15 protein-coding genes are annotated in these 14,122 nt (G+C 60.1%); 6 read left to right on the forward strand and 9 right to left on the reverse strand.

Annotated elements, in window-relative coordinates:
- Positions 1-30 precede the first annotated feature (30 nt).
- The 5 genes from SGN16_RS28440 to dadA all read right to left on the reverse strand — a co-directional run bounded on the left by SGN16_RS28440 (position 31) and on the right by dadA (position 4,103).
- On the reverse strand, positions 31-444 hold the full coding sequence (locus tag SGN16_RS28440) for a c-type cytochrome (protein ID WP_210645460.1): 414 nt from the start codon (positions 442-444) through the stop codon (positions 31-33).
- A gap of 183 nt (positions 445-627) precedes the next feature.
- Positions 628-1,176: a cupin domain-containing protein gene (locus tag SGN16_RS28445; RefSeq protein ID WP_003206841.1), complete on the reverse strand. Its 549-nt coding sequence runs from the start codon at positions 1,174-1,176 to the stop codon at positions 628-630.
- Positions 1,177-1,303: 127 nt separating this feature from the next.
- Positions 1,304-2,377 carry an alanine racemase gene (gene alr, locus SGN16_RS28450; RefSeq protein ID WP_210642007.1) on the reverse strand — a complete coding sequence of 358 codons (1,074 nt, stop codon included), beginning with the start codon at positions 2,375-2,377 and terminating at the stop codon, positions 1,304-1,306.
- Between the two features lie 96 nt (positions 2,378-2,473).
- Positions 2,474-2,827, reverse strand: coding sequence for a RidA family protein (locus SGN16_RS28455; RefSeq protein WP_210642008.1), 354 nt, complete (start codon positions 2,825-2,827; stop codon positions 2,474-2,476).
- The gene (gene dadA / locus SGN16_RS28460; RefSeq protein WP_335944542.1) at positions 2,799-4,103 is read right to left on the reverse strand and encodes a D-amino acid dehydrogenase; all 1,305 of its coding nucleotides are present in this window, start codon (positions 4,101-4,103) and stop codon (positions 2,799-2,801) included. The genes SGN16_RS28455 and dadA overlap by 29 nt, the downstream gene beginning before the upstream one ends.
- A gap of 155 nt (positions 4,104-4,258) precedes the next feature.
- Between dadA and SGN16_RS28465 the strand changes: the two genes are divergently transcribed.
- Positions 4,259-4,747, forward strand: coding sequence for an Lrp/AsnC ligand binding domain-containing protein (locus tag SGN16_RS28465; protein WP_003206849.1), 489 nt, complete (start codon positions 4,259-4,261; stop codon positions 4,745-4,747).
- A gap of 50 nt (positions 4,748-4,797) precedes the next feature.
- Here SGN16_RS28465 and SGN16_RS28470 read toward each other — a convergent pair whose 3' ends face one another.
- A complete protein-coding gene (locus SGN16_RS28470; protein ID WP_210642010.1) occupies positions 4,798-5,151 on the reverse strand; it encodes a YkgJ family cysteine cluster protein in 354 nt (117 codons plus the stop codon).
- A gap of 146 nt (positions 5,152-5,297) precedes the next feature.
- On the opposite strand from SGN16_RS28470, the gene SGN16_RS28475 reads away from it, so the two are divergent.
- A complete protein-coding gene (locus tag SGN16_RS28475; RefSeq protein WP_335944543.1) occupies positions 5,298-6,611 on the forward strand; it encodes an FAD-binding oxidoreductase in 1,314 nt (437 codons plus the stop codon).
- 118 nt (positions 6,612-6,729) lie between these two features.
- Here SGN16_RS28475 and SGN16_RS28480 read toward each other — a convergent pair whose 3' ends face one another.
- Positions 6,730-6,966, reverse strand: a complete 237-nt coding sequence (locus tag SGN16_RS28480; protein ID WP_210642012.1) for a DUF1127 domain-containing protein — start codon at positions 6,964-6,966, stop codon at positions 6,730-6,732.
- Between the two features lie 179 nt (positions 6,967-7,145).
- Between SGN16_RS28480 and SGN16_RS28485 the strand changes: the two genes are divergently transcribed.
- Positions 7,146-8,579: a PLP-dependent aminotransferase family protein gene (locus SGN16_RS28485; protein ID WP_210642013.1), complete on the forward strand. Its 1,434-nt coding sequence runs from the start codon at positions 7,146-7,148 to the stop codon at positions 8,577-8,579.
- A gap of 61 nt (positions 8,580-8,640) precedes the next feature.
- Positions 8,641-10,206, forward strand: a complete 1,566-nt coding sequence (locus tag SGN16_RS28490) for a phospholipase D family protein (protein WP_335944544.1) — start codon at positions 8,641-8,643, stop codon at positions 10,204-10,206.
- A 30-nt stretch (positions 10,207-10,236) separates the two neighbouring features.
- Here SGN16_RS28490 and SGN16_RS28495 read toward each other — a convergent pair whose 3' ends face one another.
- Positions 10,237-11,379 carry an MFS transporter gene (locus SGN16_RS28495; protein ID WP_335944545.1) on the reverse strand — a complete coding sequence of 381 codons (1,143 nt, stop codon included), beginning with the start codon at positions 11,377-11,379 and terminating at the stop codon, positions 10,237-10,239.
- A gap of 189 nt (positions 11,380-11,568) precedes the next feature.
- On the reverse strand, positions 11,569-13,062 hold the full coding sequence (locus SGN16_RS28500; protein ID WP_210642016.1) for an aldehyde dehydrogenase: 1,494 nt from the start codon (positions 13,060-13,062) through the stop codon (positions 11,569-11,571).
- A 242-nt stretch (positions 13,063-13,304) separates the two neighbouring features.
- Here SGN16_RS28500 and SGN16_RS28505 point away from each other — a divergent pair, with 242 nt between their 5' ends.
- Together SGN16_RS28505 and SGN16_RS28510 are read left to right on the forward strand one after the other, a co-directional pair.
- Positions 13,305-13,667 carry a cupin domain-containing protein gene (locus SGN16_RS28505; protein WP_135847769.1) on the forward strand — a complete coding sequence of 121 codons (363 nt, stop codon included), beginning with the start codon at positions 13,305-13,307 and terminating at the stop codon, positions 13,665-13,667.
- 170 nt (positions 13,668-13,837) lie between these two features.
- On the forward strand, positions 13,838-14,056 hold the full coding sequence (locus SGN16_RS28510; protein WP_108230896.1) for a peptidase inhibitor: 219 nt from the start codon (positions 13,838-13,840) through the stop codon (positions 14,054-14,056).
- Positions 14,057-14,122: the final 66 nt, after the last annotated feature.

The following is a 14,122-nucleotide window of genomic DNA, read 5'->3' on the forward strand; positions in this document are numbered from 1 at the left end:
AGCGGCTTTTTTGTGAAGGATGTCGGCGTATTACAGGCCAGACATCTCTTTGATGGCGCCCTTGAGGTCGTCATCCGAGCAATCGGCGCAGGTGCCTTTTGGCGGCATGGAGTTAATGCCGGTAATGGCCTTGGCCAGGATGCCGTCGAGACCGCCCTGGTGATCGGCGCGTTCTTTCCAGGCAGCCTTGTCACCAATTTTCGGCGCACCCAACAGGCCCGTGCCGTGGCAAGCGTTGCAATGTTTTGCAATCACATCAGCGGGCTTCTTGGCACCGCCAGCGCCGCCAGCGGCAGTGGCAACTTCCATGCCTTTGCACTCTTTCCCCTGGACGCAGACCTGGCCAACGGGTTCGAGGCGCTTGGCGATTTCGTCGTTGGTCGCCGCTTGGGCACTGACTGCCCATAGGGCCAATACGGTTGCTGGTGCAGCCAGCATTTTCATAATTAGGTTCACGCGTACACCCTCAATGGTGGCTAGTCACGCCTGCGGCCACGGTTTGCAGGCGGGCGCAAGTATAGCGGTAAGCCTGCCACTACGGAACAACCCCAAAGTCGCAAGGGTCTTGTTTGAAGTGACAGCTCCTCCTTCGGGCGCCTTTGCCATCCAGGCCCGGCGCCTCTTTCCCTAGAAATTGGCCGGTGTAGCTGCGCTGATCAGTCGCGCCGGCACATCGAACGGATTACGGAAACGGTGTGGCTTGGTGCTTTCAAAATAGTAGCTGTCGCCGGCTTCAAGCACGAAAGTTTCGACACCGACCACCAGTTCCAGTCGCCCTTCCACCAGAATCCCGGTTTCCTCACCCTCATGGGTGAGCATCTCTTCACCGGTATCGGCCCCAGGCGGATAGATTTCGTTCAGGAAGGCAATCGCTCGGCTCGGGTGCGCCCTGCCCACCAGCTTCATGGTCACGGCGCCGTCGGAGATGTCGATCAGTTCGTTGGCTTTGTAGACGATCTGGGTCGGTTTCTCCTGGAGGATTTCTTCGGAGAAAAACTCGACCATGGACATGGGAATCCCGCCAAGAACCTTACGCAGCGAGCTGATCGAGGGGCTCACGCTATTCTTCTCGATCATCGAAATAGTGCTGTTGGTGACGCCCGCGCGCTTGGCGAGTTCACGCTGGGAAAGGCCTTTGAGTTTACGAATGGATTGCAGTCGTTCACCGACGTCCAATGCTGGAGCCTCCAGGGATCAGGTTGTGTGGAAAGTGAGCGTTATCATGGCGACAGCGTTCAGTATTTACAACACTTTGACCCGAATCCTGTGCGGTGAAGCGACTTTCGGTAGGTTACGCGTTGCGTCAGCGCCCGGAATAGAGCCGTGGCACCCGTCGCAGGTTGCAGAAAATCTGGTAAGGAATCGTGTCGGCGGCTTTCGCGACGTCGCTGGCGAGGATGTTCTTGCCCCACAACTCCACAGTCGAACCGAGCCCGGCCTGGGGAATATCGGTCAAATCGACGCACAACATGTCCATCGACACCCGACCGACCAGTTGGCTGCGCTGCCCGGCCACCAGCACCGGTGTGCCATTGGGTGCCTGGCGCGGGTAACCGTCGGCATAACCCATCGCGACTACCCCAACCCGCGTCGGTTGTGCGGTCACAAAACGGGCGCCGTAGCCCACCGGCTCGCCCGCGGGCAATTCACGCACGCAGATGATCTTCGATTCCAGGGTCATGACCGGCTGCAGGCGCGAGGCGACGGCATTGGGTTCATCGAAAGGCGTCGCACCATAAAGCATGATGCCCGGCCGCACCCAGTCACTCGGCATCTGCGGCCAACCCAACACCGCCGGCGAGTTGCGCAGGCTGATCTCGGCCGCCAAACCCTGACGGGCCGCCTCGAATACAGCCAGTTGTTGGCTGCTGCTGGGATCGTGCAGTTCATCAGCGCGGGCGAAGTGGCTCATCAATACAATTTTCGCCACTTTGCCGCTGGCGAGCAGGCGACGATAGGCGGCTTGGTAGTCCGCCGGATGCAGTCCGACCCGGTGCATCCCCGAATCAAGCTTGAGCCAGACGGTGATCGGCATGCTCAACGTCGCATTTTCAATCGCTTCAAGCTGCCACAACGAATGCACCACACACCACAGGTCGTGCTCGACGATCAACGGCAGTTCATCAGCCTCGAAGAACCCTTCCAGCAACAGGACTGGGCCACGAATCCCCGCGGCCCGCAGCTCCAGGGCCTCTTCAATGCACGCCACGGCGAACCCATCGGCCGTGTCCTGCAGCGCCTCGGCGCAACGCACCGCGCCGTGCCCGTAGGCGTCGGCCTTGATCACCGCAAGGGCCTTGGCCCCCGTGACTTCGCGGGCCAATTGGTAGTTGTGACGCAGGGCTTGAAGGTCGATCAGGGCACGGGCAGGACGCATGGCGGCGGGCTTCTAGGCGGTCATGAATAAAAAACCGGCGCTGGCTGACGGCATGAACCACCAACAGCGCCGGAAGAGGGATCGTTTTGACAGGGATTAAGGCAGCGCGGCCACAACCGACAGCTCTACCAGAATCTCCGGTTCGCACAGCTTGGCTTCCACAGTGGCACGGGCCGGGGCGACGCCTTTAGGCAGCCATTTGTCCCAGATCGCATTCATGCCTTCGAAGTGGGCCTCAATGTCTTTCAGATAGATCGTCACCGACAGCAGACGGTTCTTGTCGGTCCCGGCCAAGTCCAGCAAGCGCTCGATGTTGGCCAGGGTTTCACGGGTCTGCTGCTCGATACCGGCGCTCATGTCGTCGCCGACCTGCCCCGCCAGGTAAACGGTGCCGTTGTGCACGACAACCTGGCTCATGCGGTCATTGGTGAGCTGGCGCTGGATTGACATGTTTCGTGGACTCCTGGTGTTTGCTGCCATAACGGGAAATATCGAGGCCTTCGGCGCTGATCTGCGGCTTTTTCTTCGCCATCAGGTCTGCCAACAGGCGACCGGAACCACAAGCCATGGTCCAGCCGAGCGTACCGTGACCGGTGTTCAGGAACAGGTTCTTGAACGGTGTGGCACCCACGATCGGCGTACCGTCCGGGGTGGTCGGGCGCAAGCCGGTCCAGAAACTGGCTTGGGCCAGGTCGCCGCCTTGAGGATAAAGGTCGTTGACGATCATCTCCAGGGTTTCACGCCGACGTGGGTTCAGGGACAGGTCAAAACCGGCGATTTCCGCCATACCGCCTACGCGAATGCGGTTGTCGAACCGGGTGATCGCCACCTTGTAGGTTTCGTCGAGAATAGTCGAAGTAGGCGCCATCGCCGGGTCGGTGATCGGCACGGTCAGGGAATAGCCCTTGAGCGGATACACCGGCGCGCGGATACCCAGCGGCTTGAGCAATTGCGGCGAGTAGCTGCCCAAGGCCAGGACATAGCGGTCGGCAGTTTCCAGCTTGCCGTCGATCCAGACACCGTTGATCCGGTCGCCGGCGTAGTCCAGGCGCTGGATATCCTGGCCAAAGCGGAATTGCACGCCGAGCTTCTCGGCCATTTCCGCCAGGCGCGTGGTAAACATCTGGCAGTCGCCGGTCTGGTCGTTGGGCAGACGCAAGGCGCCGGTCAGAATGTCGGTGACATTGGCCAGGGCCGGTTCGACCCGGGCGATGCCCTCGCGATCGAGCAATTCGAACGGCACGCCGGACTCTTTCAATACCGCGATGTCTTTCGCCGCGCCATCGAGCTGTGCCTGGGTGCGGAACAACTGGGTAGTCCCCAGGCTGCGACCTTCGTAGGCGATGCCGGTCTCGGCGCGCAGCTCATCGAGGCAGTCACGGCTGTATTCGGACAGGCGCACCATGCGCTCTTTGTTGATGGCATAGCGGCTAGCGGTGCAATTGCGCAGCATCTGCGCCATCCACAGGTACTGGTCGATGTCAGCGGTGGCCTTGATGGCCAGCGGTGCATGGCGTTGCAACAACCACTTGATGGCCTTGAGCGGCACACCTGGGGCGGCCCACGGAGAGGCATACCCTGGCGAAACCTGGCCGGCGTTGGCGAAACTGGTTTCCATGGCTGGCGCCGGCTGACGGTCGACCACTACCACCTCAAACCCGGCCCGGGCTAGATAGTAAGCACTGACGGTACCGATGACGCCGCTACCCAAGACCAGAACGCGCATGTTGATGCCCTCATCGCGGATAACCGCTGACGTTTGTTATACAAAGCTTCGATGCGCGCAGTGTAAAAAAGATTAGCCAGTGCTTTTCACTATATAAATGCCTATATTTGGCGAGAATTCTCGGCAAAAACCCTTTTCATGGAGGAGCATCACCTGTGCGCACCAACACCCAGACCAAACGCGAGCTGGACAAGATCGACCGCAATATCCTGCGCATCCTCCAGGCGGATGGACGGATTTCCTTCACGGAGCTGGGGGAAAAGGTCGGCCTCTCCACGACGCCCTGCACCGAGCGGGTTCGGCGCCTGGAGCGCGAGGGGATCATCATGGGCTACAACGCCCGACTCAACCCGCAACACTTGAAGGGCAGCCTGCTGGTGTTTGTCGAAATCAGCCTCGATTACAAGTCCGGCGACACCTTTGAAGAGTTCCGGCGCGCGGTGCTGAAGTTGCCACACGTGCTGGAATGCCATCTGGTGTCAGGGGATTTTGACTATCTGGTGAAAGCGCGAATTTCCGAGATGGCTTCGTACCGCAAGCTCTTGGGGGACATTCTGCTCAAACTGCCCCATGTGCGCGAGTCCAAGAGCTACATCGTGATGGAAGAGGTAAAGGAGAGTTTGAACCTGCCGATTCCAGACTGAACCTGGCTCCAGGACATGCTCGCAAAGGCCGCGACTGGTCTCTCTGCTTGCTAGACCAGTACCTGCCGGGTGCTGGCCATGTACTCATGAATCTGCTTTTCGACCCGTGGATGGATCAACTCCACCGGCCGCCGCCCATTGGGGCATGGCAGGGTCGCCGTGGTGCCGAACAGCCGGCAGATCAGCGGCCGTTCGTCGTAGACCGTGCAACCGTTCGGCCCCAAGTGCACGCAATCGAGTGCGTCCATGGCCGCGTCCTGTTCAGCGCGGCTCTTACGCGGCAAGCGGGCCATTTCTTCGGGTGAAGTGGTCACCGGACCACAGCAGTCATGGCAACCCGGTACGCACTCGAACGAGGGAATCTGTTGGCGCAGCGTACGGATTTTTTGACTGTTGCAGCTCATCGAGGTGGTTACCGAGGTGGGACAGTGCTCGATTCTGCCTTAAAAGCCTTACTCCAGACAGCGCCAGCCGACCGGTGTTGCCCACGAATGAATCCACGGCTTATGCTCCGTAAAATTTCTCAAACACAAAAATCAGGATTACGCACATGAACGCCCGTGTTCAGCAACCTGTCCCGAGCCACGCGCACGCCGCCTCCTATTACGCCGCCAGCAGCTTGCCGCAACCGGACCATCCGGTGCTGCAAGGCGAAGCGGTGGCGGATGTCTGCGTGATCGGCGGCGGGTTTTCCGGGCTGAACACGGCGATCGAGCTGGCCGAGCGTGGCATGAGCGTCGTGTTGCTGGAAGCGCACAAGATCGGCTGGGGCGCCAGCGGGCGCAACGGCGGCCAGTTGATTCGCGGCGTTGGCCATGGCCTCGAGCAGTTCGCCCCGGTCATCGGTGCCGACGGCGTACGCCAGATGAAACTCATGGGCCTCGAAGCGGTGGAAATCGTCCGACAACGCGTCGAGCGCTTTCAGATCTCCTGCGACCTCACCTGGGGTTACTGCGACCTGGCCAACAAGCCCGGTGACCTGGAAGGCTTCGCCGAGGACGCCGAAGAATTGCGCGGTTTGGGTTATCGCCATCAGACCCGGTTACTGCAAGCCGATGAAATGCATAGCGTGGTAGGTTCGGACCGCTACGTGGGCGGCCTGATCGACATGGGTTCGGGCCATCTGCACCCACTGAACCTGGCCTTGGGCGAAGCCGCCGTCGCGCAGCAACTGGGAGTCAGGCTGTTCGAGCAATCGGCGGTCACGCGCATCGATTACGGCCTTGAAGTGAAAGTACACACTCAGCGAGGCTCGGTTCGCGCCAAGACCCTGGTGCTAGGCTGCAACGCCTACCTCAATGGGCTCAACCCGGAACTCAGCGGCAAAGTGTTGCCCGCCGGCAGCTACATCATTGCCACCGAACCCTTGAGCCAAGCCCAGGCCCAGGCGGTATTGCCCCAGAACATGGCGGTCTGCGATCAACGGGTAGCACTGGATTACTACCGGCTTTCAGCAGATCGACGTTTGCTGTTCGGCGGCGCTTGTCATTATTCAGGACGCGACCCGCAGGACATTGGCGCCTACATGCGTCCGAAAATGCTCAAGGTTTTCCCGCAATTGGCGGATGTGAAAATCGATTATCAATGGGGCGGGATGATCGGTATCGGAGCCAACCGTTTGCCGCAGATCGGCAGGCTCAAGGACCAACCCAACGTGTATTACGCCCAGGCCTATTCCGGTCACGGGGTGAATGCCACGCACTTGGCTGGCAAGCTGTTGGCCGAAGCCATCAGCGGCCAGCAAAGCGGCGGGTTCGATCTGTTCGCCCAAGTGCCGCACATGACCTTCCCGGGAGGGAAGCATCTGCGTTCGCCACTGCTGGCGCTGGGGATGTTGTGGCATAGGTTGAAAGAGTTGGTTTGACCCCTAACCGTGGCGAGGGAGCTTGCTCCCGCGGGACTGCGTAGCAGCCCTTCTTTTTTTGCGACCGAACGGGAGCAAGCTCCCTCGCCACAGGCTTCGCGTTCAACGCCTCAGTCCTTCAAAGCCGCCAGAACGGTCTCAACCCTTCCTCCAGCGCCTGCTCCCGGGTCAGCCCGATATCACGCAACTGTTCGGGTGTCAGCTCCAACAAGGCTTGACGTGTATGCAGACGATGCCAGAACAGGCCCCAGCGCCCCAGGCAGGCAGGCGCATTGCGCGCGCGCAGCTCCTTTTCCTGCCCAGCCGCCAGTTCCTGGCTGTGTAACGTCAGCCGCACATCGCTCAAGCCGTTCATTTTTATCGCTCCTGTTTACTTGGGTAGCCAGAGGTTTCATGATGCGCGGACGGCCAGAAGCAATACAGATTCAAACCGTATGTTTTATGCACATACAGATTGAGCATTTTTGTTACTGAATCCTCTTTTTCTGAACCAACTGTATTGGTTGCCGATATCCACCTCATTGGGAGCACACCATGACCCTGTACGTGAACCTCGCCGAATTGCTCGGCACCCGCATCGAACAGGGTTTCTATCGCCCCGGTGACCGGCTGCCGTCGGTGCGTGCGTTGAGCACGGAACACGGCGTGAGCCTGAGTACGGTGCAGCAGGCTTATCGGGTGCTGGAGGACAGCGGGTTGGCGATGCCGAAACCCAAATCCGGCTATTTCGTACCGGCCAGCCGCGAGCTGCCTGACCTGCCCGCAGTGGGGCGACCAGCCCAGCGGCCGGTGGATATCTCCCAATGGGATCAAGTGCTTGAGTTGATTCGCGCGGTGCCACGCAAGGATGTAGTGCAACTGGGGCGCGGCATGCCGGATATTCACTCACCGACCATGAAACCGCTGTTGCGCAGCTTGGCGCAGATCAGTCGCCGGCAAGACATGCCCGGCCTGTATTACGACAACATCTACGGCAACCTCGCATTGCGCGAGCAGATCGCCCGTCTGTCACTGGACTCGGGCTGCCAACTGGGCCCCTGCGACCTGATCGTCACCACAGGCTGCCACGAGGCGCTATCGGTCAGCATCCGCGCCACCTGTGAGCCAGGCGATATCGTCGCGGTGGACTCCCCCAGCTTTCACGGCGCCATGCAAACCCTCAAGGGCCTGGGCATGAAGGCCCTGGAAATCCCTACCGACCCGCTGACCGGCATCAGCCTGGAAGCGCTGGAACTGGCGTTGGAACAATGGCCCATCAAAGCCATACAGTTGACGCCCAGCTGCAACAATCCGCTGGGCTACATCATGCCCGACGCCAATAAGCGCGCCCTGCTGACCCTGGCACAGCGCTTCGACGTGGCGATCATCGAAGACGATGTGTATGGGGAACTGGCCTACACCTACCCACGACCACGCACGATAAAATCCTTCGACGAAGACGGCCGCGTCCTGCTTTGCAGTTCTTTTTCCAAGACCCTGGCTCCGGGCCTGCGCATTGGCTGGGTCGCACCGGGCCGGTACCTGGAGCGGGTGCTGCACATGAAATACATCAGCACCGGCTCTACCGCGCCACAACCGCAGATCGCCATTGCCGAATTCCTCAAAGGCGGGCATTTCGAACCGCATTTACGGCGAATGCGCACCCAATACCAGCGCAATCGCGACGTAATGATCGACTGGGTCAGCCGCTATTTCCCATCAGGAACCCGTGCCAGCCGCCCGCGAGGCAGTTTCATGCTATGGGTCGAATTGCCTGAAGGCTTCGACACATTGAAACTCAATCGGATCCTTCTTGAACAAGGCGTACAGGTGGCCGTCGGCAGCATCTTTTCGGCCTCAGGCAAGTACCGCAACTGCCTGCGCATGAACTACGCTGCCAAGCCAACGGCACAGATCGAAGAGGCAGTGCGCAAGGTCGGTACCGCCGCCATCGCGCTGTTGAACGAAACTCAGCGAGACAGCGTCTGAACTGTATGCAAGCAAGCAGCACCCACCTGCCGATCAACGCAAACAAGCGGAACGATCCTACGTGAGATCCAGACCGATCCTGCATGCGCTTTTGGTAGTCGCCTCGCTGCTGGGCGGCTGCGCCAACTTCGATGTCATCCGCGAGCCCTCCCAAGTGTTGCCGGCCACCGAATCCTCATTCGGTCGCTCGGTCCAGGCTCAGGCCGCCCCCCATGAGGGACAGTCAGGTTTTCGCCTGCTCTCGGACAGCACCGATGCCTTTACCGCCCGGGCCGAGTTGATTCGCAATGCACAAAGCAGCCTGGATTTGCAGTACTACATCGTTCACGACGGCATCAGCACGCGGATGCTGGTTGACGAATTGCTCAAGGCCGCCGACCGGGGTGTGCGCGTACGCATCCTGTTGGACGACACCACCAGTGATGGCCAGGATCAGATCATCGCAACCCTTGCGGCCCATCCGCAAATCCAGATCCGCCTGTTCAACCCGCTGCACCTGGGGCGAGCCACCGGCGTAACCCGCGGCCTCGGACGCCTGCTCAACCTGTCGCAGCAACACCGCCGGATGCATAACAAGCTATGGCTGGCGGATAACAGCATGGCCATCGTCGGCGGCCGCAACCTGGGGGATGAATACTTTGATGCCGAACCGAACCTGAACTTCACCGACATTGACCTGCTCAGCGTCGGGCCGGTGGCCGAGCAACTGGGGCACAGCTTCGACCAGTACTGGAACAGCGCCTTGAGCAAGCCTATTGAGCAATTCCTGTCCCATCGCCCAACGCCTCGAGACCTGGCCAACAGCCGACTACGCCTGCAAGAGTCCATGGAACAGACGCACAAAGAGAACCACGCGCTCTACCAGCAGTTGACCCGCTACAAGACCCAGCCGCGCCTGGACACCTGGCGCAATCAGCTGGTCTGGGCCTGGAACAAGGCCCTGTGGGACGCGCCCAGCAAGGTCCTGGCCAAGGATGAGCCGGATCCGCAGCTGCTGTTGACCACACAATTGGCCCCGGAACTGACGGGCGTGAGCAATGAATTGATCATGATTTCGGCCTATTTCGTTCCCGGCCAAACTGGCTTGGTGTACCTGACCAGTCGTGCCGATGCCGGGGTGTCGGTGAGTTTGCTGACCAATGCGCTGGAAGCCACTGACGTGCCGGCGGTGCACGGCGGTTATGCCCCCTATCGCAAAGCACTGCTGGAGCATGGCGTACGTCTGTATGAGCTTCGCCGGCAACCGGGCGACAAAGGCACCAGCCCTCATCTGTTCTACAGCAAGTCCTACGGCGAATCGGACTCAAGCCTGCACAGCAAGGCGATCATTTTCGACCGACAGAAATCCTTCATCGGCTCGTTCAATTTCGACCCGCGCTCAGTGCTGTGGAACACCGAAGTCGGCGTGCTGGTGGACAGCCCGGAACTCGCCGGCCAAGTGCGCGAACTGGCCTTGCAAGGCATGGCTCCGACCTTGAGCTATCAGGCCCGACTGGAACATGGAAAGCTGGTGTGGACCACCGAAGACAACGGCAAACTGCACGTTCTGGAGCGCGAGCCAGGCAGTTGGTGGCGCCGCTTCAATGCCTGGTTCAGCACGACCGTTGGGTTAGAACGGATGTTGTAGGTCTGCCTTCGCCACAGTTTTTTGGGGTGTTCAAGCAGCTTGGGGCGCCCCAAATGCCCCCTGACGCAACAACAGAATCACCAACCCGAATGCCCCCGCCGCCATGAACAACGGCAGCGCATGCCCGCTGACCCACTGGCTGCCCGCTCCCGCCGCCAGCGGACCGACCAGGCAACCGATTCCCCACAACTGGGCAATATGGGCATTGGCCCGTACCAACGCATCGTCGCGGTACCGCTCGCCAATCAGGATCAACGACAAGGTAAACAAACCACCTGCACTGGCACCAAACAGCACCCACAACGGCCAGATCAGCAAAGTATCGATCAACAATGGCACCGCCAGGCTCGATAACGTCAACGCCATCGCGCAGCCGGTAAACAACGATCGGCGCGACAGGCGATCGGCCAGGGCCCCGATGGGCAACTGCAGCAAGGCATCGCCAACCACCACCGTACTGACCATCGCCAGGGCGATGTCAGCGCTGAAGCCCTGGCGCAGGCAATAAACCGGCAGCAAGGTCAGGATCATCGCCTCGAACGCCGCGAACAACGACACTGCCCAGGCAATTGCCGGCAAGCCTCGGCAGAACGCCCACAAATCCCCGAACGTCACGCTGCCGGATTCACTGCCAGGCGCACCGCTTCGACCCAGCAACAGCAAAGGTGCGATCAACAGCAGACCGACGCCAACCCAGAACCCGTAATCGTGATCAGTGCCCAGCGCGCCGAGCAACAACGGACCGGACAACTGGCTCAGGGCGTAGCTGCTGCCATATAGCGCCACCAGCCGTCCGCGCCATTGCTCAATGACCAGTTGATTGATCCAGCTTTCACCGAGAATGAACACCAGGGTCAGAACCACGCCAATCACCAGCCGCAACACCAGCCAGACCGGATAACTGGGCAATAGCGCCAACAGGCCGATGGACACGGCACCACCCCACAGGCACAAACGCATCAACCTCGCCGTCCCGAACCGAGCTGCCAGCCGACTCGACACTTTGGCACCGAGCAATACCCCAACGGCCGGCATCGCAGCCATCACGCCGATGGCGAACGAGCCATAGCCCCAGCCCTCGAGGCGCAGCGACACCAGCGGCATGCTCACGCCCAAGGCCAAGCCTACACTCAGGACAGACGCCAACACGGCGAAATAAGTCGCCCAACGCATTTCCACGCTCCTGTGGACAGTGATGTTTCAAGCACTATGCAAAAACAAATGTGGGAGCGAGCTTGCTCGCGATGACGGCGCAACATTCAACAAAGTCGTCGACTGCTATACCGCTATCGCGAGCAAGCTCGCTCCCACAGGGGGATCAGCGCTGCTTGAAGCCCCGGACAGAAGCCGGGGCTATCATCGTTACAGCTTGATCCAGGTCGACTTCAGTTCGGTGTACTTGTCAAAGGCATGCAGCGACTTGTCGCGACCGTTGCCCGACTGTTTGAAACCACCGAACGGCGCGGTCATGTCGCCGCCGTCGTACTGGTTGACCCATACGCTGCCCGCACGCAGGGCCTTAGCGGTCAGGTGAGCCTTGGAGATGTCCTTGGTCCATACCGCTGCGGCCAGGCCGTACGGCGTGTCATTGGCGATCTGGATGGCTTGCTCGGCGGTGTCGAAAGCGATGACCGATAGCACCGGACCGAAAATCTCTTCCTGGGCGATCTTCATCGCGTTGCTCACGCCATCGAAAATCGTCGGCTCGACGTAGGTGCCGCCGGTTTCCTCAAGGATCCGCTTGCCACCGGCCACCAATTTGGCGCCATCGCTGTGACCGGCTTCGATATAGGACAGCACGGTGTTCATTTGCTGGGTGTCCACCAGGGCACCGACATTGGTGGCTGGATCCAACGGATTGCCGGGCTTCCAGCCTTTGAGGGCCTCGATCACCAGCGGCAGGAACGTGTCTTTGATGGAGCGCTCCACCAACAACCGCGAACCGGCGGTGCAGACTTCACCCTGGTTGAACGCGATGGCGCTGGCGGCGGATTCGGCGGCGGCTTGCAGGTCCGGGGCATCGGCGAACACGATGTTCGGGCTCTTGCCACCGGCTTCCAGCCAGATGCGCTTCATGTTCGATTCACCGGAGTAAATCATCAGTTGCTTGGCGATCTTGGTGGAACCGGTGAACACCAGGGTATCGACGTCCATGTGCAGGGCCAGGGCCTTGCCAACTGTGTGGCCGTAGCCCGGCAGCACGTTCAGCACGCCTTTCGGAATGCCGGCCTCAATCGCCAGTGCGGCAATGCGGATGGCGGTCAGCGGGGATTTTTCCGAAGGCTTGAGCACCACCGAGTTACCGGTGGACAGCGCCGGACCGAGCTTCCAGCAAGCCATCATCAAAGGGAAGTTCCACGGCACGATAGCGCCCACGACGCCCACCGGTTCGCGGGTCACCAGGCCCAGTTGATCGTGGGGGGTAGCGGCCACTTCATCGTAGATCTTGTCGATGGCTTCACCGCTCCAGCTCAACGCTTGGGCTGCACCGGGGACATCAATGTTCAAGGAGTCGCTGATCGGCTTGCCCATGTCCAGGGTTTCGAGCAGCGCCAGTTCTTCGGCGTTCTGCTTGAGCAGGCCGGCAAATCGGATCATGGTCGCTTTGCGCTTGCTCGGCGCCAGGCGCGACCAGACACCGGAGTTGAAGGTGGCACGGGCATTCTCGACGGCACGCTGGGCGTCGGCGACATCACAGCTGGCGATCTTGCCCAGCACACGGCCATCGACCGGGCTGAGGCAATCAAAGGTTTCACCGGACACCGCATCGGTGTATTCACCGTTGATAAAGGCGCGGCCTTCGATCTTCAGGTCGCGAGCGCGTTGTTCCCAGTCGGCACGAGTCAGGGTGGTCATGCGAGTGTCCTCCTCTTATTGAGTACGAACGCTACACAGTGCGCAGCGCTCCAAGAATTCTGCCCGGCCAGCCTGTTTTCGGCGCTTTTTTGGCATAGGGCATCCGCCACCCTAAACCAGCGGCCGGTCATGTTTCAATATATTTGACACAACGCTGGCAAACAGCCTTGCGATGTTCGTTTTAATAAACATAGACTTTGGCGCTTCCAGCCATTCGCGCCGTCATTACCGGGGATTACCGCATGAGCATTCAGGACATCGTCGACTTCAGCCAGGCCAACACCACCGCCGAACGCTATCGCCCGGACCCAGCCAAGGTGTTCAAGGGCGACCCCGAGCAAACGGTGTTCAACCACTACAGCAGCCCCTGCGGGCAAATGAACGCTGGCGTATGGGAAGGCGCCGTCGGTCAGTGGATGGTCAATTACACCGAGCATGAGTACTGCGAGATCGTCCAGGGCGTTTCCGTGCTGCGGGACGACGATGGCAATGCCAAGACTTTGCGGGCCGGTGACCGCTTTGTGATCCCGGCGGGGTTCAAGGGCACTTGGGAAGTGTTGGAGCCTTGCCGCAAGATTTATGTGGTGTTTGAACAGAAGAGTTGAACCCCGCCGAAAAGGACGCTGACACTCTATCGCTGGCCAATGACCGCCGCAGCCGGTAAGACTGCGCACAGGCGCTACATGTTTCATCGTCGCAATGGCAACGCACAGGATGTGCGGCCAATTCGACAATGTGAGCGCCCTGATCCTATATATATTTGCAAGGAGGCAATATGCCCGTCTTACCCGATCAATGCGATCTCGCCATCGCCCAATATACCATCGGCCAAAAATGCACCCCCGAACTGCTTGAAGAGGTTCGCGCCCTGGCCAACGGGGCTCCCGTACGCGCCACCGGCCCGAAATACCCTTCGAGCTGGGATCTGCGTCCGCGACGCATCAACCTGCACACCAATGCCGACAGAATCATTGTCAGCATCAACTGCGGCTGATCGACACCGTCGCTGATACACAAACTGACGCACAACAAAAAAGGCCCGTATCTCGCGATACGGGCC

Origin of the sequence: Pseudomonas sp. G166 (genome assembly GCF_037027455.2) — a bacterium.
In the GTDB taxonomy this organism is placed as follows: Bacteria; Pseudomonadota; Gammaproteobacteria; order Pseudomonadales; family Pseudomonadaceae; genus Aquipseudomonas.